We start from the raw sequence: 20,044 nt of genomic DNA, 5'->3' as shown, positions 1-20,044 counted from the left end.
CGTGTTGGGCGTGGTCCCTTGGCCCAGAGATACGTGCGGGGAGGTCCGTGTGTTCAGTGCCGCTTGCTCAGTGCCCGTTGCTCAGTACCGGGTGATCGCCGTGGGTCCGCTCGCCGTCCCGATCGCGATGTGCGGCTCGCGCCGGGGATCGGCCCACCTGAGGATCCTCTTCATCGCCTCCTCGGGCACCGACACACAACCGGCCGTCGCCCCATGCCCCTTCACATGGAGGAAGATCCCGGCGCCGCGCCCCTTCACCGGGCGCTCGTAGTTGAAGCCGATGACGAGCGCGTACGCGTACAGCGCCCCGTAGGAGATCAGGTGCTCGGACTCGGCGGCCCGGCAGTCGCGCGCCAGCGGCTCGGCCCAGCGGTTGTAGGCACGGGAGTCGTTGTCCTGGCACCACCAGGAGTCCCGGTGGACACGGCGGTAGGCGTACGCCGTACCGCGCGGCGCCGCTTCGATGCCGAAGGCGTACGGCAGCCCGTACAGCCCCGTCGGCGTCGTGTTCGTGCCCTGCTTGCGCCGGGCCCCCTCGACCAGCCCCTTCGCCCCGAAGCGGGCCGGCGCCGACCCCGCCTTCACCCACTTCGCGCCCGCCCGGTCCCACCAGGTGACCGTCCCCGACGTCGAGCCGGTCGCCGGCGCCACGGCGGTGATCAACTGAGTGCCGCCGCCGGTGTCGGCCATGCGCGCGGGCAGCTCGGGCGGCGGCCCGCCGCCCGGCGCGGCGCCGAGTACCAGCAGGGCGGCGGAGGCGAGGGCGACGACACCGGGGCGCATGCCTCAGACGCTAGACGGAGGCAGCGGCAACGGCAGCCCGGGTAGGCCATCCAGGCTGGTCGCGATGTGCTCCTTCTTGGCGAAGTACGCGCTGAGCGAGTCGTCGTCCTCGCGCGCGAACCGCCTGCCGTGCAGGTCGCGGTCCTCGTCGTACGTCATGAAGGGCACCGCGTACCCGCAGGAGTCACGAACGAGTTCGGCCCGCACCACGATGATCGCGCGCAGGCCGTGCAGGGACGGGTCGATGTCGGGGAAGTGGCCGAGCAGCTCCTTGAACCGCGGGTCGTCGCGGAAGACGGCCTCACCGCGGCCGTGGACCCGGACGATGTTGGGCGGGCCCTGGAAGGCGCACCACATGAGGGTGATCCGGCCGTTCTCGCGCAGATGCGCGACCGTCTCGGCGGTGGAACCGGCGAAGTCGAGGTAGGCGACGGTGAGTTCGTCGAGGACCGCGAAGGAACCCTTGAGGCCCTTGGGGGAGAGGTTGACCGTCCCGTCGGCGGCCAGGGGAGCCGTCGCGGTGAAGAAGAGGGGCTGGTCCTCGATGAACCTGCGGAGTCTGCCGTCTATGCGTTCGTAAGTTTTTCCCACGTCCACCGAGTATGAACGCGGATCGTTCGCTTGTCTAAGGAATTCGTCCGTCCAAGGAGTTGCCGGCTCCTTTCGCGATCACCATGGCCGCCCCGGCCGGCGTGCCAACGGGGCGGCCATGGCCTGCCGTCACATCACCTGCTGAGCGTGCAGGTGGCGAACGCCTCCAGCCCCTCGGGCTTCGCCGCCGCACGGCCGATCGCGGTCTCGATGCGGTTGAGGGCGGCGACCCGCTTGTCCTTCAGCGGGCCGAGGATGGCGTTCTGGACGAAGTTGGGTCCGCCCTGGCCGACGGTGTTGACCAGGCGCTGGTTGGCCTCCCGGATCTGGGTGTCGAGCTGCGCGAGGTTGCGGTCGACCTCGGCCCTGGCGGAGGCCGGGACCGCGGGCAGCTTCGAGCGCACCTCGGGGCAGCTGATCCTGCCGGCCCCGCCTGCGTTGCCGCCGTTGCCGGTGTTGCCGGTGTTGCCGGTGTTGCCGGTGTTTCCGCCGGCCTGCTGCTGGGCGGGCGCGCTGGGCGTGGCCTTTGCGCCGCCGCCCGCGTTGGTCCCGGCGGCGTTGAGCGTGCACGGCGCCAGCGCGTCCAGGCCCTGCGGCTTGGCCGCCGTACGTCCGATCGCGGTGGCGATGCGGTTGACGGTCGCCACGCGCTTGTCCTTCAGCGGGCCGAGGATGGCGTTCTGGACGAAGTTGGGTCCGCCCTGGCCGACGGTGTTGACCAGGCGCTGGTTGGCCTCCCGGATCTGGGTGTTGAGCAGCGCGAGGTTGCGGTCGACCTCGGCCTTGGCGGAGGCCGGGACCGCGGGCAGCTTCGACCTGACGTCCGGGCAGGTGATCGTGCCGGGGCTCGCCAGTGTGCGGGCGCTGGGCGCGTTGCTCTTGGACGTCTCCCCCGCGAGGGCGAAGCCGGCGATCACCGTGCCGGACAGCGCCACCGCGGCCGCGCCGCCGATGAACGTGACGCGACGCTTGTTGTACTTCGGAAGAGCCCTGGACATGCGGATGCCTCACTCGGGTCAGTGGTCGTTGTTTGCCAAACGCGGCGCCTGCGTTCGGCGAGAGGTACGCGAAAGCGATTTCCCGCGTTCAAAGGAGCCGCAAATTTCCCGACGCCGGTTCCGTGACTCCTTCGGCCGAGATTGACGAATCATGCATAACTCTGCATACTCATGCATGACAGGGCAATGCAGTGCTGAGGAGAGACCCGTGACCGAGCGCGTCGTACTCGCCTACTCGGGCGGTCTGGACACCTCCGTCGCCATCGGCTGGATCGCCGAGGAGACGGGCGCCGAGGTCATCGCGGTCGCGGTGGACGTCGGTCAGGGCGGCGAGGACCTGGACGGCATCCGCAAGCGCGCCCTCGCGTGCGGCGCGGTGGAGGCCGAAGTGGCCGACGCCAGGGACGAGTTCGCCGAGGAGTACTGCCTCCCGGCGATCAAGGCCAACGCCCTCTACATGGACCGCTACCCGCTGGTCTCCGCGCTCTCCCGGCCGGTGATCGTCAAGCACCTCGTCGCCGCCGCCCGCAAACACGGCGCCACCACCGTCGCCCACGGCTGCACCGGCAAGGGCAACGACCAGGTCCGCTTCGAGGCCGGCATCGTCGCCCTCGCCCCCGACCTGAAGTGCATCGCCCCGGTCCGCGACTACGCGATGACGAGGGACAAGGCGATCGCGTTCTGCGAGGACAGGAACCTCCCCGTCGCGACCACCAAGAAGTCCCCGTACTCCATCGACCAGAACGTCTTCGGCCGCGCCGTCGAGACCGGCTTCCTGGAGGACATCTGGAACGCGCCGGTCGAGGACCTCTACGAGTACACCCAGAACCCGGCCACGCCGCGCGAGCCCGACGAGGTGATCATCACCTTCGAGGAGGGCGTCCCGGTCGCCGTCGACGGCGAGCCCGTCACCGCCCTGCAGGCCATCCAGCGGCTCAACGAGCGCGCCGGCGCCCAGGGCGTCGGCCGGATCGACATGGTCGAGGACCGGCTCGTCGGCATCAAGTCCCGCGAGGTGTACGAGGCTCCCGGCGCGATCGCCCTGATCACCGCCCACCAGGAGCTGGAGAACGTCACCGTCGAGCGTGAACTCGCCCGCTACAAGCGCCAGGTCGAGCAGCGCTGGGGCGAACTCGTCTACGACGGCCAGTGGTTCTCCCCGCTCAAGCGCGCCCTGGACGGCTTCGTCGACGAGGCCGGCCGGCACGTCTCCGGCGACATCCGCATGACCCTGCACGGCGGCCGCGCGGTCGTCACCGGCCGGCGGTCCGCGCAGTCGCTGTACGACTTCGACCTCGCGACCTACGACACGGGCGACACCTTCGACCAGTCCGCCGCCAAGGGCTTCATCGACATCTACAGCCTGTCGTCGAAGATCGCCGCCAAGCGGGACCTCGCGTAGCGCCCGTACCGGTCGACGGGCCCGCAACGCACTAACCTGACGACCGCCTCCCCGTTCACGCCACGGGGAGGCGGTGCCACACCCAGACCTCCCGAGGAGCACAGCAAGTGAGCAGCAACAGCGGTGACGTACGGCTCTGGGGCGGCCGTTTCGCCGACGGTCCCGCCGAGGCCCTGGCCAAGCTGTCCGCATCCGTCCACTTCGACTGGCGGCTGGCGCCGTACGACATCGCCGGTTCGCGTGCCCACGCGCGCGTGCTGCACAAGGCGGGACTGCTCACGCAGGACGAGCTGACGCGGATGATCGCCGGGCTCGACCAGCTCGAAGCGGACGTGGCGGACGGCTCCTTCGTCGGCACGATCGCCGACGAGGACGTCCACACCGCCCTGGAGCGCGGCCTGCTGGAGCGCCTCGGGCCCGACCTCGGCGGCAAGCTGCGCGCCGGCCGCTCCCGCAACGACCAGGTCGCGACCCTCTTCCGGATGTACCTGCGGGACCACGCCCGGATCATCGGCGGCCTGATCGCCGACCTCCAGGACGCGCTGATCGGCCTGGCCGAGGCCCACCCGGACGTGGCGATGCCCGGCCGCACCCACCTCCAGCACGCCCAGCCGGTCCTCTTCGCCCACCACGTCCTGGCCCACGTCCAGTCCCTCTCCCGGGACGCCGAGCGGCTGCGCCAGTGGGACGAGCGGACGGCCGTGTCGCCGTACGGCTCGGGCGCCCTGGCGGGCTCCTCCCTCGGCCTGGACCCGGAGGCGGTGGCGAAGGACCTCGGCTTCGAGCACGGGTCCGCCGCCAACTCCATCGACGGCACGGCCTCCCGTGACTTCGTCGCCGAGTTCGCCTTCATCACCGCGATGATCGGCGTGAACCTCTCCCGGATCGCCGAGGAGGTCATCATCTGGAACACGAAGGAGTTCTCCTTCGTGACCCTGCACGACGCGTTCTCCACCGGCTCATCGATCATGCCGCAGAAGAAGAACCCGGACATCGCGGAGCTGGCGCGCGGCAAGTCGGGCCGCCTGATCGGCAACCTGACCGGCCTGATGGCGACCCTCAAGGCCCTCCCGCTGGCGTACAACCGCGACCTCCAGGAGGACAAGGAGCCGGTCTTCGACTCCTGCGACCAACTGGAGGTCCTGCTCCCCGCCTTCACCGGCATGATGGCCACCCTCACCGTCAACCGCGCGCGCATGGAGGAGCTGGCCCCGGCCGGCTTCTCGCTCGCCACCGACATCGCCGAGTGGCTGGTCAAGCAGGGCGTTCCGTTCCGGGGCGCGCACGAGGTCGCCGGCGAGTGCGTCAAGGTCGCCGAGGCCGAGGGCAAGGAGCTCGACGACCTGACGGACGAGCAGTTCGCGAAGATCTCCGCCCACCTCACGCCGGAGGTGCGCTCGGTGCTGAACGTGCCGGGTGCCCTGGCCTCCCGCAACGGCCGCGGGGGTACGGCGCCGAGCGCGGTCGCCGTACAGCTGGCCGAGGTGAAGGCGGACGTGGCGGCGCAGCACGAGTGGGCCACGGCCACGCGCGCCTAGCGTTCCCCAGTCGTCAGAAGGGCCCGGACCTCGCGTCCGGGCCCTTCGTGCTGTCCCGGGTCTCCGGTAACGGTAAGGATTCGGCCACTGGCCGGATCCTTGACTTCTTCTTACTCGGAAGTAACCATTCCGATTCCCGGTCGACATTGCCGAACACCGGTCGATCATGGTCGAGCATGAAAGGGACATCATGCGCGCGAGACGCACAAGACGAACCGCCCGCCTCCTCGCCGTCGCCGCGACGGCCGCCCTGTGCGCCCTCGGTCTCCCGGCCCCCGCGAGTGCCGCCGGTACTCCGCCGCCCGGCGCCAACGACTGGTCCTGCAAGCCGGATTCGGCCCACCCTCAGCCCGTGGTCCTGGTGAACGGCACCTTCAAGACCTCGTACGAGAACTGGCTGACCCTCTCGCCCGCCCTCGCGGACGCCGGTTACTGCGTCTTCTCCTTCGACTACGGCGACCTGGCGACCGCGCCGGTCGCGGACTCCGCCGCCGAACTGCGCGACTTCGTGAACGCCGTACTCGGCGCGACCGGCGCCAGGAAGGCCGACATCGTCGGCCACAGCCAGGGCGGCATGATGCCCCGCTACTACGTCAAGTTCCTGGGCGGCGCGACCAAGGTCGACGACCTCGTCGGCATCGTGCCCTCCAACCACGGCACCACCCACCCGCTCGCCCTCGTGGCCGGCGCCACCCTCTGCCCCTCCTGCGTCGACCAGACCGCCGGCTCGGACTTCCTCCAGCAGCTCAACTCCGCCCCGGAGGCCCCGGTCGGCCCCGACTACACGGCGATCGCCACCGAGTACGACGAGGTCGTGCTGCCGTACACCAGCTCCTTCCTGGACGGGCCCGCCTCCTACGTCACCAATGTGACGCTGCAGGACCGCTGCCCGCTCGACCTCACCGAGCACGACCAGGCGCCCAAGTCCCCGCTGGTGCGGCAGTGGGTGCTCAACGCCCTCGGGCGCGGCGGGCCCGCCGACCCGGCCTTCGTGCCGCGCTGCCTGAGTGTGGGCTGAGCCGGTCGCGCCCGCCCGGGCCCAGGCGGCCGGGCGTCGGTAGATTGGTGCGGGTTACCCGTCCGCCGACCGTGCACGGAGCCCGCCATGCCGTTCAGCCGTCTGGCCGCCGCGACCACGCCCACCGCCCACCTGGGGCTCGGCCTGGCCGCGGTGGGCCGCCCGGGGTACATCAACCTCGGCCGGGAGAACGACCTCCCGGCCGAGCGCACCGTCGAAGCCCTGCGCGCCCGCACCCACGAACTACTCGACGCCGCCTACGCCCAGGGCGTCCGCTACTTCGACGCCGCCCGCTCCTACGGCCGCTCGGAGGAGTTCCTCGCCGACTGGCTGAACGCCCGCCCCGACATCGACGACATCGTCGTCGGCAGCAAATGGGGCTACACCTACACCGCCGGCTGGACCACCGACGCCGAGAAGCACGAGGTCAAGGACCACAGTCTCCAGACGTACGAGCGTCAGCGCGCCGAGACCGACGCCCTGCTCGGCGACCGGCTCGACCTCTACCAGATCCACTCCGTGACCCCGGACAGCCCCGCCCTCACCGACAAGGACCTCCACGCCCGGCTGGCCGAGGCCGCGGCCCAGGGCCTCACCATCGGCTTCTCCACCAGCGGCCCCGCCCAGGCCGACGCGATCCGTGCCGCCCTCGCCGTGACGGTCGACGGCGAGCCCCTCTTCCGTACCGTCCAGTCGACGTACAACGCCCTGGAGACGTCGGCCGGTCCCGCCCTCGCCGAAGCCCAGGACGCCGGGCTCACGGTGATCGTCAAGGAGGGCATGGCCAACGGCCGGCTCGCGGACCCGTACGCGCCGGACGCGCTGAAGGCCGTGGCGGCGGAAACGTCTCTGGGGTGCGACGCCGTCGCCCTCGCGCTGATCCTGCGCCGGCCCTGGGCCGGGGTGGTCCTCTCCGGCGCCGCGACGACCGTACAGCTCGCGTCCAATCTGCACGCCGCCGTCGTCGACCTCGACGAGGACCAGCTGGAGCGGCTCGCCGCGTTGGTGGAGGAGCCGGGCGCGTACTGGGAGCGGCGCGGGCAGCTGCCCTGGCACTGACGTACCTCTCTTGATCGGCTCGATCAAGCAGGTGTGAGTCACGCACGCCCAGGATGAGACATTGATGTCTCAGATGCGCTACTCTTGTCTCATGGCTGTCGACCGTGACCACGTACTCCGCAGCGCCGCCGCCCTGCTGACCCGGAAATCCACCGCGACCATGGACGAGGTCGCCAAGGCCGCCGGGATCAGCAGGGCCACGCTGCACCGCCACTTCGCCGGACGCGACGCCCTCGTCCGGGCGCTGGAGGCGCTCGGCATCGCGGAGTGCGAGGCCGCACTGGACGCGGCCGGGCTGGACGACGGCACCGCGACCGACGCCGTACGCCGTCTCGTCCGCGAGATCGAGCCCGCAGCCGGGCTGCTCGCCTTCCTCTACACCGAGAACCAGCTGTTCGAGGGCGAGGAGCAGAACGCGGGCTGGACCCGGATCGACGACCGGATCGCCGCCCTGTTCCGGCGTGGCCAGTCGAGCGGCGAGTTCCGCATCGACCTCACACCGGCCTGGCTCACCGAGGCGCTCTACGGCCTGCTGGCCTCCGGCGCCTGGCTGGTGCAGAGCGGCAAGGGCGCCCCCAAGGACTTCCAGCACATGATCGTCGAGCTGTTGCTCGGCGGCGCACTACGACATCACGCACCACGGAGAGAGGAACCATGACCAGCACCCTGCAGCCGGCGACCACGACCGAGGCGGTGAAGCGCCCGGGCCGCTGGCTCGCGCTGTCCGTCCTCGTGCTCGCCGTGCTGCTGGTGGCCGTCGACGCGACCGTCCTCGGCCTCGCGACCCCGTACATCAGCGAGGACCTGAAGCCCTCCGGCACCCAGCTGCTGTGGATCGGCGACGTCTACTCGTTCGTGATCGCCGGTCTGCTGGTGTCGATGGGCAGCCTCGGCGACCGCATCGGCCGCAAGCGGATCCTGCTCGTCGGCGCCACGGCGTTCGGCGCGATATCGGTCCTCAACGCCTACGCGACGACGCCTGAACTGATGATCCTGGCCCGGGCCCTGCTCGGGGTCGCGGGCGCCACCCTGATGCCGGCGACCCTCGCCCTGATCCGCAACCTCTTCCACGACCCGCGCGAACGCAGCCTCGCTGTCGGCATCTGGGGCGCGACCGCCTCCGCCGGTACGGCCGTCGGCCCCATCGCCGGTGGCTTCCTGCTCGAACACTTCTGGTGGGGCTCGGTCTTCCTGATCAACCTGCCGTTGATGGCGGTCCTCGTCCTCCTCGGCAGCAAGCTGCTGCCCGAATCGCGCAACCCGAGTCCCGGCCCCTGGGACCTGGTCAGCGTCACCCTGTCGCTCGTCGGCATGATCGGCCTCGTGTACGCCGTCAAGGAGGCCGCCGCACACGGCTTCACCTGGACCACCCTCGCCGCGGGCCTGCTGGGCGCCGCCGCGCTGTACGGCTTCGTACGCCGCCAACTCACGCTGCCCTCCCCGCTGCTGGACATGCGGCTGTTCCGTAACCGCGGCTTCAGCGGCGCGGTGCTGGCCGACCTGCTGACCATCCTCGGCCTGTCCGGCCTGGTGTTCTTCCTCTCCCAGTTCCTGCAACTCGTACAGGGCAGGGGCCCGTTCGAGGCGGGCCTGGCCGAACTGCCCGCCGCGGTCGGCGCGGTGGTCGCCGGCCTGATCGCCGGGCGCGCGGCCCGCCGCTTCTCGGTACGGGCCGTCGTCTCCGGCGGCCTCGCGGCGATCGGCCTCGCCCTGGCCGCGCTCACGGTGATCGACCGCTCGACGGGTTACCCGCTGCTCGGGGCCGCCCTGCTGGTGGTCGGCGTCGGCGCGGGCTTCTCCTTCACGGTGACGTCCGACGTGATCCTCGGCTCCGTACCGAAGGAGCAGGCGGGCGCGGCGTCCGCCGTGTCCGAGACGGCGTACGAACTGGGCGCGGCCCTCGGAATCGCCGTACTGGGTTCGATCGTGACGGGTGTCTACCGGGACTTCACGGGCCCGGCGGGTACTCCGGCCGAGGCCCATGAGTCACTGGGCGGCGCGGTGGAGGCGGCGGCGGGGTTGCCTGCCGACACGTCCGAGGCCCTGCTGGAAGCGGCCCGCCAGTCCTTCGTGGACGGCCTCGCACTGGCTTCCGGGGCAGGTGCGGCGGTCCTGCTCACTGCGGCAGTCGCAGCGTGGTTCCTACTCCGTGGCCAACGGTTGGACAGTGCCGCTTAAGGGGCGCGGGGCTGTATCGATCTGCGGCTCCGCCGCGCGGGCGCGAGCAACCACAAACCACCCGCAGTCGCCGTACCTGAGACCCCCAACGGCGCTAGGCAGCCTCTTTGGCCTTGCTCGCGTACATGTCCACGTACTCCTGCCCCGACAGCCGCATGACCTCAGCCATCACGGAGTCGGTAACAGCCCGCAGCACGTACCGATCCCGGTCCATCCCCTCGTACCGGGAGAACTCCATCGCCTCACCGAACCGCACGGTCACCTTCCGGGGCCGGGGCATCCCCGCCCCGCCCGGCTGGATCTTGTCCGTGCCGATCATGGCGAACGGAACCACCGGCGCACCGGTCATCAGCGTCAGCCGCGCGATACCGGTGCGCCCCCGGTACAGCCGCCCGTCGGGCGACCGCGTGCCCTCGGGGTAGATGCCGAAGACCTTGCCCTCCTCCAGCACCCGGCGACCGGTCATCAGGGCCGCCACGCCGCCCCGGCCGCCGTCCCGGTCGACCGGGATCATGCCGACACCGGTGAAGAACCACGCCATGAGGCGGCCCTTGAGGCCCTTGCCGGTGACGTACTCGTCCTTGCCGATGAAGAAGACCTGACGGTCGCAGACCAGCGGAAGGATCATCGAGTCGATGAACGTCAGATGGTTGCCGGCCAGGATGACCGGACCGTCGCCCGGGATGTGCTCGGCGCCTTCCACCTGTGGGCGGAACATCAGGCGCATGATCGGTCCGAGCACTGCCTTGATGAGCGCGAAGCGGGACAACGGGCCCTCCGGTGTCACGGGAGTCGTATATGTCTGTGCAGGTGAGGACGATACTCGCGGTTCCCGGGGTCCCGCACATCGGGTGGGCCGACTTCACCGATGTCTTACGCACTGTTGACGCAGGTTTACCTGCGGTGGCGTGCCGTGGCCGGTGTGCAACGAGCCCGCCATGATGTGACGGACATCGCCCCGAGGCCGTACAGAGCGGCTTCCCCGTACCGCCGGACCGAATCCGACGGGCCGTCATCACTCCGGCCCCATACGACATCCAGCGTCACCCGCGAGTTCTGCCACAGGTCTCCCGCGCGTCATGTACACGCACCTACGATCGGGCCGCACTGACGATCGAACGGGCAGAGAGGGTGCTCATGGGAACCCAGGAGAACGAGCAGACGGGCGTGACCGGACGGCGGATGCTTCTCGGCGCGGCCGTGCTCGGCGCGGGCGGAGCGGTCCTCGGGCTGTCCGGTACGGCCAGGGCGGGCGAGGCCCGGCACGGTGGCGGCGGCCTGAGGAGCCTGCCCAAGCCGACGATCATCGGCCACCGCGGCGCCAGCGGCTACCGGCCCGAGCACACCCTCGCCGCCTACCAGCTGGCCCTCGACATGGGCGCCGACATCGTCGAGGCGGGCGACCTGGTGCCCACCAAGGACGGCCACCTCGTCTGCCGGCACGAGCCGGAGATCGGCGGCACGACCGATGTCGCCGACCACCCGGAGTTCGCCGGCCGCAAGAAGACCAAGCTCCTGGACGGCGTCTCCACCACCGGCTGGTTCACCGAGGACTTCACCCTCGCCGAGCTGAAGACCCTGCGCGCGATCGAGCGCATCCCGGCCAACCGCCCGCACAACACCCTCTACAACGGCCGCTGGGAGATCCCGACCTTCGAAGAGGTCCTGAAGTGGCAGGACGAGCAGACCCGCAGGCGCGGCAAGCAGGTCTGGATCTACCCCGAGCTCAAGCACCCCACCTACTTCCGCAAGCTGGGCCTCGGTCTGGAGGAGCGCGTCGCCAAGGTGCTGCACAAGCACGGCAAGGACCGGCGGAACTCGCCGGTCATCCTCCAGTCCTTCGAGCCGACCAGCATCCAGCGCCTGAACAAGCTGGTCGACAACCCGCTGGTCGTCCTGCTCTCCGCCGCGAACGACCGCCCCTGGGACTTCGTCGAGACGGGCGACCCGCGCACGGTCGCCGACCTGGTCAAGCCATCCGGCCTGCGGGAGATCGCCTCCTACGCCCAGGGCATCGGCCCCACCCTGGACCTGATCATCCCGAAGGACGCGAAGGGCAACCTCACCACGCCCACCACGCTGGTGGCCGACGCGCACAAGGTCGGCCTGGTCCTGCACCCCTGGACCCTGCGCAACGAGAACCCCTTCCTCCCCGCGAACTTCCGCAAGGGCACCGGCGCCGACGCCTACGGCGACGTGTTCGGCGCCTACAAGGCCTACTTCGCGACCGGCATCGACGGCGTCTTCACCGACCAGCCCGACACCGGTGTGCTGGCCCGCGAGGACTTCGTCAACGGCTGAACCCCCGGCCCCGCTTGGGGTGACTGTCGGCCGCCCGGGCAACCCCGCGCCCGGGCGGCCGCGTCGTGCCGCATATGACGGACGACCTCGTTGCCGCCCTGCGCCCCCTGCTCACCGCCGAGGCCTCCGCCGAGGCGCACGCCTGCGGCGCGGAGCCGGGCGACCTGGAACAGGCGGTCTGGCTCCGCCTCCTGGAACGCCTCGACTCGGACGGCCCACCCGTGGACCCGCAAGGCTGGCTGCGCCGGGCCGTCCGCGCCGAGGCGCGCCGCAGCCGTCGTACGACGCGCCGGGAACGGCCGTACGAGAACGAACCCGCCGCCGACACCGATCTCCACGACCCCGAGCGCCTCGTCCTCGCCGCCGCCCGCCACCGCGCCCTGCGCGAGGCGGTACGCCGCCTGCCGGGGCGCTGCCCGCGCCTCGTGGAGGCCCTCCTCTCGCCGGCCGACCCGACATACCGGGAAATCGCGGGGGAGTTGGGTATCTCACAGGGCAGTCTCGGCCCGGAACGTTCCAGATGCCTGGGATGTCTGCGCCGATTGCTCACACCGGAGGTTGCGGCCCGTGGAGCGCGGGGATAGGAGTGAGGGACGACAGGTGATCAGGTGAGCGGGAGGCGTGCGCACATGGGCATGAGCGTGACCATCTCGGCGGCGACCGAGCAGGACGCGGAGCAGATCTTCAGGCTGCAGTACCTGTGCTTCCAGAGCGAGGCGGCGCTGTACGGCAACTACCGCATCGGCCCGCTCGTCCAAACCCTGGACTCGGTCCGCGCGGAGGTCGCCGCGGACTGCGTCTTCGTGGCACGGCTCGGCGAGGAGGTCGTCGGCTCGGTCCGGGGCAGCATCACCGCGGACGGCGCCGCCGCCATCGGCAAGCTCTGCGTCCACCCCCGTCTCCAGGGGCACGGCATCGGCGCGCGGCTGCTGCGCGCGGCGGAAGCCGCCCTCACGGAGCAGCGCGGCGCCAAGAAGTTCCGCCTTGAGGCGGGCCACCGCAGCGAGGGCAACCTGCGCCTTTACCGCAAGGTGGGCTACGAGGCGGTCGGCACGTCGAAGGGCGCGGACGGGGTACCGATGATCGTCCTGGAGAAGCAGGCGGAGGCGTACGCCGCTACTGCCTGACGCCTCGGGCCTTGCGGAGCCAGTACATGGCCGACAGGGGCAGCAGTACGGGGATGAAGAGATACCCCATGCCGTAGTCGGACCAGACCGTCGCGTCGGGGAACGCCGAAGGCTCCACCAAGGTCCAGGTGCCGACGATCAGAACGCCCGCGAGTTCGGCGGCGCAGCACACCAGCGCCGCCCTGCGGGCCTTTTCGCCGCCCCTGACGAGGGTGTACGTGATGAACCCGTACACCAGCCCCGCCACCGCCGACAGTGAATAGGCGAGCGGCGCCCGGTCGAACTCCGTCGCGATCTGGTACGCCGAGCGCGACACGGCCCCGACGACCATCACGCCGTAGAGCCAGACGAGCAGCATCCCCGGCCCGCTGATCAGCCGCGTCGGCTTCTCCTGCGTCACGGCCACCTCAGCCTCCCCAGATGTCATAGAGCCGTACCTGAAGCACGGCCAGCACCACACCGCCCGCGGCGACCGTCACCGAACCCCACTTGCTGCGCTCGGCCAGCGACATGAACCCCGCGGCCGGAACGCACGCGAACGCGCCCAGCAGATAGGCCACGAAGATCGTCGTGCCCTGCTCCGGCTTCTCGCCCCGCGCCAGCTGCACGATCCCGACCACCAGCTGCACCAGGGCCAGCACCGTCACCACGGCCATCCCGATGAAGTGCCAGTCCTTCGTCGGCTGGTCACGGTAGGCCGCCCAGCCGCACCAGGCGGCGAGCAACAGCGCGGCGACACCGGTCGCCAGCGTCAGGGCATCAAGCATGCGGCGAGCCTATTACGGGCCAAAAGACCTGATGCGGCCGACCCCGGTGGTCAGCCGGCCGGTTCGTCGGCGACGAGTCCGGCAAACATCTGCGGCCCCGTAGGGTCTAGACCATGACGATCCATGCACGCGCTCTCCTGTTCGACAACGACGGCACCCTCGTCTCCTCCCTCGCCTCCGTGGACCGCTGCTGGACGCGCTGGGCCGAGGAGTACGGCGTCACGGAGGCGTTCGGCCGGGTCGAGCTGCACGGGCGCCCGGCCGTCGAGATAGTCGCCGACCTGCTGCCCGCCGACGCCGTACCGGAGGCTCTCGCACGGATCGAGACGCTGGAGGTGGAGGACGTACCGAACGGGGGAGTGCACCTGCTGCCCGGCACGAAGGCGTTCCTCGACTCGCTGCCCGCCGACCGCTGGGCCGTCGTCACCTCCGCCACCCGCCGGCTGGCCGAGGCCCGGCTCGACGCCGTCGGCATCCTGCCCAAGACGATGGTCACCGCCGACGACATCACCCGCGGCAAGCCCGACCCCGAGCCCTACCTCCGCGCCGCCCGCGAACTGGGCGTCGACCCGGCCCACTGCGTGGTCTTCGAGGACGCCCCCGCCGGTCTGGCGGCCGGTCGCGCCGCCGGGATGACCACCGTGGCGTTGACCACAACGCACCAGGCCCACGAACTCGACGCCGATCTCGTCGTGCGGGACCTGTCGGCCCTGTCCGCGCTGGTCATCGACGGGGGCGTGGAGATCTCCGTCCACGGCTGAAAGCCGTCCGCCGGCTGTCCACCGCTGTCCAGAATGCGGACAGCGGCGGCCGGTAAGGACCGTACGTCTGGTTTACTGATCGCATGACCACGACGAGCTGCCGCACTGCTGCGACCGAGGCGACCATGACGCCCGGTGCTCGTTGTATGTGTCGAATGTGCGCCTTCTAGAGGGCCCCCGCACCACCTCCTGAGCCTCGCGCCCCGAAGCGAGCCGCCGTGGCATGTCCGTACGCCCCTTGCCGTACGTGACCCTGTTGCCCCGCGCACCCCCTTCTCCCGTACCAGGGCACACCCACGCCCACGCACTCGACAGTGACGGAAACCCAGTGATCACCACATCGGGCCTGACCAAGGTCTACCGCTCGCGCGGCCGCGAGGTCACCGCCCTCGACGGCGTCGACCTGCACGTCCGCGAAGGCGAGGTGTACGGCGTCATCGGCCAGTCCGGCGCCGGCAAGTCCTCGCTCATCCGCTGCATCAACCTGCTGGAGCGCCCCACCTCCGGGACGGTGACCGTCGCCGGACAGGACCTCACCGCCCTCGCCGGGCGCGGGCCGCGCGCGGGCCGCGAACTGCGCCGGGCGCGCAGCCGTATCGGCATGGTGTTCCAGCACTTCAACCTGCTGTCCTCCCGGACGGTCCAGGACAACGTCGAGCTTCCGCTGGAGATCCTCGGCACGTCGGGCAAGGAGCGCTCCCGCAAGGCGCTCGAACTGCTCGACCTGGTGGGGCTGGCGGACAAGGCCAAGGCCTACCCCGCCCAGCTCTCCGGCGGCCAGAAGCAGCGCGTCGGCATCGCCCGCGCCCTCGCCGGTGACCCGAAGGTGCTGCTCTCCGACGAGGCCACCAGCGCCCTCGACCCGGAGACCACCCGCTCCATCCTCCAGCTGCTGCGCGACCTCAACCGGCAGCTGGGCCTGACCGTCCTGCTCATCACCCACGAGATGGACGTCGTGAAGTCGATCTGCGACTCGGCCGCGCTCATGGAGCAGGGCCGCATCGTCGAGTCCGGGACCGTGAGCGAGCTGCTCGCCACCCCCGGCTCCGAACTGGCCTCCGCGCTCTTCCCGGTGAGCGGTGAGACCTCCGCCGACGACCGCACCGTCGTCGACGTCACCTTCCAGGGCGAGGCCGCCACCCAGCCGGTCATCTCCCGGCTCTCGCGCACCTACAACATCGACATCTCGATCCTCGGCGCCGCCATCGACACCGTCGGCGGCCTCCAGGTCGGCCGGATGCGCATCGAACTGCCCGGCCGCTACGAGGACAACGTCGTGCCGATCGGCTTCCTGCGCGAACAGGGCCTGCACATCGACGTACTGGGCCAGGAGCCCGTTCTGCTGAAGGAAGGTGCCCAGCTGTGACCTGGACTGACTGGTCTGCGATGCAGCCCCTGCTGGAGCAGGCGTGTTGGGACACCCTCTACATGGTCGGCTGGTCCACCCTCATCGCCGTCGTCGGCGGCCTTCCGCTCGGCATCCTCCTCGTCCTCACCGACAAGGGCGGCCTGCTCCAGAACGTCCTCGCCAACAAGGTCATCGGGCAGATCGTGAACGTGGCCCGCTCGATGCCGTTCATCATCCTGATGGTCGCGCTGATGGGCTTCACCCGCTGGGTCACCGGGACGACGATCGGCCGTGAGGCCGCCATCGTGCCGCTCGCCATCGGCGCGATCCCCTTCTTCGCGCGCCTGGTTGAGACGGCTGTCCGCGAAGTGGACGGCGGGCTGGTCGAGGCCGTGCAGTCGATGGGCGGCAACACCTGGACGGTCGTACGGAAGGTGCTCGTCCCCGAGTCCCTGCCGTCCCTCGTCGCCAGCACCACGACCACGGTCGTCGCCCTCATCGGCTACTCGGCCATGGCCGGCACCGTCGGCGCGGGCGGCCTCGGCGACATCGCCATCCGCTACGGCTACCAGCGCTTCGAGACCGAGCTGATGTGGCTCACCGTCGCGATCCTCGCCGTCGTCATCTCCCTCATCCAGTTCGCCGGCGACTACGCGGCCCGCTCCCTGCACCGCCGCGGCGGCCACACGGGCGCGGCGCCGAAGCTGCGCCTGCTGAAGGCGTCCACCGCCACGAGCAAGACCGTCTAGGTCTCTCGCTCCCCCGATCTCCCCGCACACCCATGTCGGGGTCGCACCACCCATAAGGAAAGGCACTTTTCGTGCGTAACACCGCCAAGATCACCACTGCCGTCCTCGCCGCCGGAGCCCTCACCCTCGGGCTCACCGCCTGCGGCTCGGACCAGGACTCCGGCTCCGACGCGAGCGCCCCGCTGAAGGTCGCCGCCACGCCCACCCCGCAGGGCGAGATCCTCGCCTACGTCAAGGACAAGCTGGCGAAGAAGGCGGGCCTCGAACTCGAGGTCAAGGAGTTCACCGACTACGTGACGCCGAACACGGCCGTCCAGCAGGGTGAGGTCGACGCCAACTACTTCCAGCACCAGCCGTACCTGGACGACTTCAACAAGAAGAACGGCACCGACATCGTCGCCGTGCCGAACGCCACGGTGCACCTGGAGCCGCTCGGCGTGTACTCCCAGGGCGTCAAGAAGCTCTCGGACCTCAAGAAGGGCGCCACGGTCGCCCTGCCGAACGACACCACCAACGAGGCCCGCGCCCTGAAGCTGCTGGAGGCGGGCGGCGTCATCAAGCTCAAGGCGGGCGTCGGCTACGACGCGACCCCCAAGGACATCGCCGCCAACCCCAAGAACCTCCAGTTCAAGGAGCTTGAGGCGGCCCAGCTGCCGCGCTCCCTCGGCGACGTCGACGCCGCCGTCATCAACGGCAACTACGCGCTGGAGGCCGACCTCAGCCCGGCGAAGAACGCCATCGCCGCCGAGTCGCCCAAGGACAATCCGTACGGCAACTTCCTCGCCGTGAAGAAGGGCAACGAGGACGACCCGCGTGTGCGCAAGCTCGCGAAGCTGCTCACCTCGCCCGAGGTGAAGAAGTTCATCGAGGACAAGTACGACGGTGCCGTCGTCGCGGCGTTCTGAGAGGTCAACCTCCGTGTGACGGTGCGTTTACCGCGTATCGCCACGCACGGGGTCCACTCCTTCACCAGGTGGGGGCACCCCCACGCCTTTAGGGCAGTGGGGGAGGGCCCCGTGGTGCAGTTCAGTGCTTTCATGCTGCATGCTGGGCAGTTCAGCAGGCCCTGAAGGTTTCCGAAGGTTACGGAGCGGCGCATGACTAGCACCTTCCCCAACATCTCCATCAGCACGGAGCGGTTGGTGCTGCGTCCCTTCGAAGAACCGGACATCGAGGCGTTCGCCGAGATGATGAACGACGAGCTCGTCACCGCCTGGACCTCCGTGCCGCAGCCCTACACCGAGGCCGACGCCCGCGCCTGGATCACCGAACTCGCCCCCACCGAACGGACCGAGGGGCGCGGCATCGTCTTCGCCGTCACCGAGTTCCTCACCCAGCGCCTCGTCGGCATCGTGCACCTGCAGAACACGAACTGGCGTGTCCGCTCCAGCGAGATCTCCTACGTCATCGCGCCCTGGGCGCGCGGCGAGGGCTACGCCTGCGAGGCGGCCCTCGCCACCGCGCAGTGGCTCTTCCACGACCAGAAGTTCGAACGGCTGGAGCTGCGCACCGCCGCCGACAACACCGCCTCCCAGCAGGTGGCGCAGAAGATCGGCTGTATCAGCGAGGGCGTGCTGCGGGGCGCCTGGATAGCGCGCACCAGAACCGACGGGGGCGAGTGGACCGACGTCCGCACCGACCTCATCGTCTGGAGCCTCTTGCCCGAGGACCTCGAAGGCGTCGGCGACCAGCCGGACGGCGGCTTCACCTCGTTCGACGACTGGAACTGACGGGAAACGACCCCGGGCAGCAGCCGCGCCGCCGCGGTGACCGGATACCCTCACGGAGCCTGCCCCTCGGGGCCGCCCCATGACGACCTGCACAACCCCTGGAGACTGACGACGATGGCCGACCGCGTCACGGTGATCGGCTGGGACGGCTCGCCGCTGACCGTGGCGGCGCGCTCCGCCCTCGGCGCCGCCACGCTGGTGGCCGGTGCCGCCCACCACCTGGCGCTCCCCGAGGTGCCGCCCACCGCCGAGCGCATCCGCCTCGGCAGCGTCGCCCTCGCCGCCCGCCGGATCGCCGCCCACCGGGGCACCGCGGTGGTGCTCGCCGACGGCGACCCGGGCTTCTTCGGAGTCGTACGGACCCTGCGCGCGCCCGAGTTCGGCCTGGAGGTCGAGGTCGTCCCCGCCGTCTCCTCGGTCGCCACGGCCTTCGCGCGGGCCGGCATGCCCTGGGACGACGCCCAAGTGGTCGTCGCACATCCGCGCACCCTGCGACGCGCGGTGAATGTGTGCCGCGCTCACACGAAGGTCGCCGTCCTCACCTCACCCGGTGCCGGGCCCGCCGAACTCGGCCTGCTCCTCGAAGGCGTCCACCGCACCTTCGTCATCTGCGAGGAACTGGGCACGGAACGCGAGCAGGTCACCGTCGTCACCTCCGAGCGGGCACCCGACCACACCTGGCGCGACCCGAACGTCGTCATCGTCATCGGCGGACACCCCGGAACAGGGGTCGTCACGGACGGCGGCGGCTGGATCGCCGGCCGCGACCCGTCCGCCGCGCCGCGCGGCTGGACCCTGCCCGCCGAGTCCTACGGCGGTCTCATGGGCGAAGGCGAACTGGAACCGCTGCGCGCCGCACAACTCGCCCGGCTCGGCCCGCGCGTCGGCGACCTGGTGTGGGACATCGGCTGCGGCAGCGGCGCCTTCGCCACCGAGGCCGCCCGGGCCGGCGCCGCCGTCATCGCCGTCGACCGCGACCCACGGGCCTGCGAGCGCACCGGGGCCAACGCGCGCGCCTTCGGCGTCCAGCTGCAGATCGTGCACGGCACCGCCCCGCACGTCCTGGAGAACCTCCCCGAACCGGACGTCGTGCGCGTCGGCGGCGGGGGAGCGGCCGTCGTCTCCGCCGTCGCCGACCGGCGCCCCCAGCGCATCGTCACGCACGCCGCGACCCGCGACGCCGCCGAACTCGTCGGACGGGACCTCACCGAGCACGGTTACGACGTGGAGTGCGCGCTCCTGCAGTCCGTCGAACTCGACACGCGGGCCTGGACGGAGAAGGAGCGCAGTGTCGCGTTCCTGCTCAGCGGGGTACTGCCCGACCGCACGGCGTGACCGCGCACCCGTCCCCGTGATCCTGTTGTCGTACCGCGCGCGGTAGGCTGGCCGATCGTTGTACCGCACTCGGTCGCCCGGCACTTCGTCGGTCAATGTCCGGAAAAACACGCCCCGTTTGGGGTGGGTGTGGTACGGCAGAACCGGAGGACGCGCAACGTGGCGCAGTCCACAGCGGCCTGTCGCGGATCAACCTGTCGCGACGGTCGAACGGCCAGGACAATGCCACTCAATGGCTTTGTCGCCTTTTTTGGGCGGGTCGTTCGTGCCGCTGGGCACGCACGCTCGTTCTTCACTGCGGGGGCGGTCGGTGCGCCGTTCCCGGTGAGCTGGTCGTAGAAGCACTAACCGATGGGCGA

General features: G+C 70.5%; 21 protein-coding genes. 15 read left to right on the top strand and 6 right to left on the bottom strand.

What is annotated here, in order from left to right; genetic code table 11:
• Nucleotides 1-81 precede the first annotated feature (81 nt).
• The 3 genes from AQI70_RS26890 to AQI70_RS26880 form a co-directional block, all read right to left on the bottom strand.
• A complete protein-coding gene (locus AQI70_RS26890) occupies nt 82-783 on the bottom strand; it encodes a L,D-transpeptidase family protein (protein ID WP_062154495.1) in 702 nt (233 codons plus the stop codon).
• Nucleotides 784-786: 3 nt separating this feature from the next.
• Complete coding sequence (locus AQI70_RS26885; protein WP_062154941.1) at nt 787-1,374, bottom strand: pyridoxamine 5'-phosphate oxidase family protein; 588 nt, start codon at nt 1,372-1,374, stop codon at nt 787-789.
• Between the two features lie 134 nt (nt 1,375-1,508).
• Nucleotides 1,509-2,372 carry a hypothetical protein gene (locus AQI70_RS26880; RefSeq protein WP_062154493.1) on the bottom strand — a complete coding sequence of 288 codons (864 nt, stop codon included), beginning with the start codon at nt 2,370-2,372 and terminating at the stop codon, nt 1,509-1,511.
• Nucleotides 2,373-2,580: 208 nt separating this feature from the next.
• On the opposite strand from AQI70_RS26880, the gene AQI70_RS26875 reads away from it, so the two are divergent.
• The 6 genes from AQI70_RS26875 (at nt 2,581) to AQI70_RS26850 (ending at nt 9,567) form a co-directional block, all read left to right on the top strand.
• Nucleotides 2,581-3,774: an argininosuccinate synthase gene (locus AQI70_RS26875; protein ID WP_062154491.1), complete on the top strand. Its 1,194-nt coding sequence runs from the start codon at nt 2,581-2,583 to the stop codon at nt 3,772-3,774.
• Between the two features lie 107 nt (nt 3,775-3,881).
• A complete protein-coding gene (gene argH, locus AQI70_RS26870; protein WP_062154489.1) occupies nt 3,882-5,312 on the top strand; it encodes an argininosuccinate lyase in 1,431 nt (476 codons plus the stop codon).
• A 190-nt stretch (nt 5,313-5,502) separates the two neighbouring features.
• On the top strand, nt 5,503-6,330 hold the full coding sequence (locus AQI70_RS26865; protein ID WP_244181858.1) for an alpha/beta fold hydrolase: 828 nt from the start codon (nt 5,503-5,505) through the stop codon (nt 6,328-6,330).
• Nucleotides 6,331-6,417: 87 nt separating this feature from the next.
• Entirely contained in the window at nt 6,418-7,389 is a 972-nt protein-coding gene (locus tag AQI70_RS26860) for an aldo/keto reductase (RefSeq protein ID WP_062154485.1), read from the top strand.
• Nucleotides 7,390-7,480: 91 nt separating this feature from the next.
• The gene (locus AQI70_RS26855) at nt 7,481-8,047 is read left to right on the top strand and encodes a TetR/AcrR family transcriptional regulator (RefSeq protein ID WP_062154483.1); all 567 of its coding nucleotides are present in this window, start codon (nt 7,481-7,483) and stop codon (nt 8,045-8,047) included.
• Entirely contained in the window at nt 8,044-9,567 is a 1,524-nt protein-coding gene (locus AQI70_RS26850; protein WP_062154481.1) for an MFS transporter, read from the top strand. The genes AQI70_RS26855 and AQI70_RS26850 overlap by 4 nt, the downstream gene beginning before the upstream one ends.
• A 94-nt stretch (nt 9,568-9,661) precedes the next feature.
• Here the strand turns inward: AQI70_RS26850 and AQI70_RS26845 are convergent, their stop codons facing one another.
• Complete coding sequence (locus AQI70_RS26845) at nt 9,662-10,336, bottom strand: lysophospholipid acyltransferase family protein (RefSeq protein WP_037890327.1); 675 nt, start codon at nt 10,334-10,336, stop codon at nt 9,662-9,664.
• 368 nt (nt 10,337-10,704) lie between these two features.
• Here AQI70_RS26845 and AQI70_RS26840 point away from each other — a divergent pair, with 368 nt between their 5' ends.
• The 3 genes from AQI70_RS26840 to AQI70_RS26830 all read left to right on the top strand — a co-directional run bounded on the left by AQI70_RS26840 (nt 10,705) and on the right by AQI70_RS26830 (nt 12,995).
• Complete coding sequence (locus tag AQI70_RS26840; RefSeq protein ID WP_062154479.1) at nt 10,705-11,868, top strand: glycerophosphodiester phosphodiesterase; 1,164 nt, start codon at nt 10,705-10,707, stop codon at nt 11,866-11,868.
• Between the two features lie 74 nt (nt 11,869-11,942).
• The gene (locus AQI70_RS26835; protein ID WP_004002615.1) at nt 11,943-12,452 is read left to right on the top strand and encodes a sigma-70 family RNA polymerase sigma factor; all 510 of its coding nucleotides are present in this window, start codon (nt 11,943-11,945) and stop codon (nt 12,450-12,452) included.
• A gap of 45 nt (nt 12,453-12,497) precedes the next feature.
• The gene (locus tag AQI70_RS26830; RefSeq protein WP_062154477.1) at nt 12,498-12,995 is read left to right on the top strand and encodes a GNAT family N-acetyltransferase; all 498 of its coding nucleotides are present in this window, start codon (nt 12,498-12,500) and stop codon (nt 12,993-12,995) included.
• Here the strand turns inward: AQI70_RS26830 and AQI70_RS26825 are convergent.
• Both AQI70_RS26825 and AQI70_RS26820 read right to left on the bottom strand, forming a co-directional pair.
• Entirely contained in the window at nt 12,985-13,401 is a 417-nt protein-coding gene (locus AQI70_RS26825; RefSeq protein ID WP_107117090.1) for a hypothetical protein, read from the bottom strand. The genes AQI70_RS26830 and AQI70_RS26825 overlap by 11 nt on opposite strands.
• A 1-nt stretch (nt 13,402) precedes the next feature.
• Nucleotides 13,403-13,762, bottom strand: a complete 360-nt coding sequence (locus tag AQI70_RS26820) for a hypothetical protein (RefSeq protein ID WP_062154473.1) — start codon at nt 13,760-13,762, stop codon at nt 13,403-13,405.
• 113 nt (nt 13,763-13,875) lie between these two features.
• Here AQI70_RS26820 and AQI70_RS26815 point away from each other — a divergent pair, with 113 nt between their 5' ends.
• From AQI70_RS26815 to cbiE, 6 genes are all read left to right on the top strand, one after another.
• Nucleotides 13,876-14,523, top strand: coding sequence for an HAD family hydrolase (locus tag AQI70_RS26815; protein ID WP_062154471.1), 648 nt, complete (start codon nt 13,876-13,878; stop codon nt 14,521-14,523).
• Nucleotides 14,524-14,851: 328 nt separating this feature from the next.
• Nucleotides 14,852-15,889 (top strand): methionine ABC transporter ATP-binding protein, encoded by a 1,038-nt coding sequence (locus AQI70_RS26810; protein WP_062154469.1) that lies wholly within the window; start codon nt 14,852-14,854, stop codon nt 15,887-15,889.
• 20 nt (nt 15,890-15,909) lie between these two features.
• Nucleotides 15,910-16,620: a methionine ABC transporter permease gene (locus AQI70_RS26805; RefSeq protein WP_062154939.1), complete on the top strand. Its 711-nt coding sequence runs from the start codon at nt 15,910-15,912 to the stop codon at nt 16,618-16,620.
• A 71-nt stretch (nt 16,621-16,691) separates the two neighbouring features.
• The gene (locus tag AQI70_RS26800; protein ID WP_062154467.1) at nt 16,692-17,525 is read left to right on the top strand and encodes a MetQ/NlpA family ABC transporter substrate-binding protein; all 834 of its coding nucleotides are present in this window, start codon (nt 16,692-16,694) and stop codon (nt 17,523-17,525) included.
• Between the two features lie 192 nt (nt 17,526-17,717).
• The gene (locus tag AQI70_RS26795) at nt 17,718-18,350 is read left to right on the top strand and encodes a GNAT family N-acetyltransferase (RefSeq protein ID WP_062154465.1); all 633 of its coding nucleotides are present in this window, start codon (nt 17,718-17,720) and stop codon (nt 18,348-18,350) included.
• A gap of 114 nt (nt 18,351-18,464) precedes the next feature.
• On the top strand, nt 18,465-19,685 hold the full coding sequence (cbiE, locus tag AQI70_RS26790) for a precorrin-6y C5,15-methyltransferase (decarboxylating) subunit CbiE (RefSeq protein ID WP_062154463.1): 1,221 nt from the start codon (nt 18,465-18,467) through the stop codon (nt 19,683-19,685).
• The last annotated feature ends 359 nt before the right edge of the window (nt 19,686-20,044 follow it).

Source organism: Streptomyces curacoi (assembly GCF_001513975.1).
GTDB classification, from domain to species: domain Bacteria; phylum Actinomycetota; class Actinomycetes; order Streptomycetales; family Streptomycetaceae; genus Streptomyces; species Streptomyces curacoi.
Note: the sequence above shows the minus strand (reverse complement) of the source record. Positions and strands in the feature narration are given on the sequence as shown.

Bases quoted from the DNA above. Each gene is read 5' to 3' on its own strand.
- AQI70_RS26890 (WP_062154495.1), bottom strand. From the start codon at position 783: ATGCGCCCCGGTGTCGTCGCCCTCGCCTCCGCCGCCCTGCTGGTACTC.
- AQI70_RS26880 (WP_062154493.1), bottom strand. From the start codon at position 2,372: ATGTCCAGGGCTCTTCCGAAGTACAACAAGCGTCGCGTCACGTTCATC.
- AQI70_RS26865 (WP_244181858.1), top strand. From the start codon at position 5,503: ATGCGCGCGAGACGCACAAGACGAACCGCCCGCCTCCTCGCCGTCGCC.
- AQI70_RS26860 (WP_062154485.1), top strand. From the start codon at position 6,418: ATGCCGTTCAGCCGTCTGGCCGCCGCGACCACGCCCACCGCCCACCTG.
- AQI70_RS26855 (WP_062154483.1), top strand. From the start codon at position 7,481: ATGGCTGTCGACCGTGACCACGTACTCCGCAGCGCCGCCGCCCTGCTG.
- AQI70_RS26850 (WP_062154481.1), top strand. From the start codon at position 8,044: ATGACCAGCACCCTGCAGCCGGCGACCACGACCGAGGCGGTGAAGCGC.
- AQI70_RS26840 (WP_062154479.1), top strand. From the start codon at position 10,705: ATGGGAACCCAGGAGAACGAGCAGACGGGCGTGACCGGACGGCGGATG.
- AQI70_RS26835 (WP_004002615.1), top strand. From the start codon at position 11,943: ATGACGGACGACCTCGTTGCCGCCCTGCGCCCCCTGCTCACCGCCGAG.
- AQI70_RS26830 (WP_062154477.1), top strand. From the start codon at position 12,498: ATGGGCATGAGCGTGACCATCTCGGCGGCGACCGAGCAGGACGCGGAG.
- AQI70_RS26820 (WP_062154473.1), bottom strand. From the start codon at position 13,762: ATGCTTGATGCCCTGACGCTGGCGACCGGTGTCGCCGCGCTGTTGCTC.
- AQI70_RS26815 (WP_062154471.1), top strand. From the start codon at position 13,876: ATGACGATCCATGCACGCGCTCTCCTGTTCGACAACGACGGCACCCTC.
- AQI70_RS26805 (WP_062154939.1), top strand. From the start codon at position 15,910: ATGCAGCCCCTGCTGGAGCAGGCGTGTTGGGACACCCTCTACATGGTC.
- AQI70_RS26795 (WP_062154465.1), top strand. From the start codon at position 17,718: ATGACTAGCACCTTCCCCAACATCTCCATCAGCACGGAGCGGTTGGTG.
- cbiE (WP_062154463.1), top strand. From the start codon at position 18,465: ATGGCCGACCGCGTCACGGTGATCGGCTGGGACGGCTCGCCGCTGACC.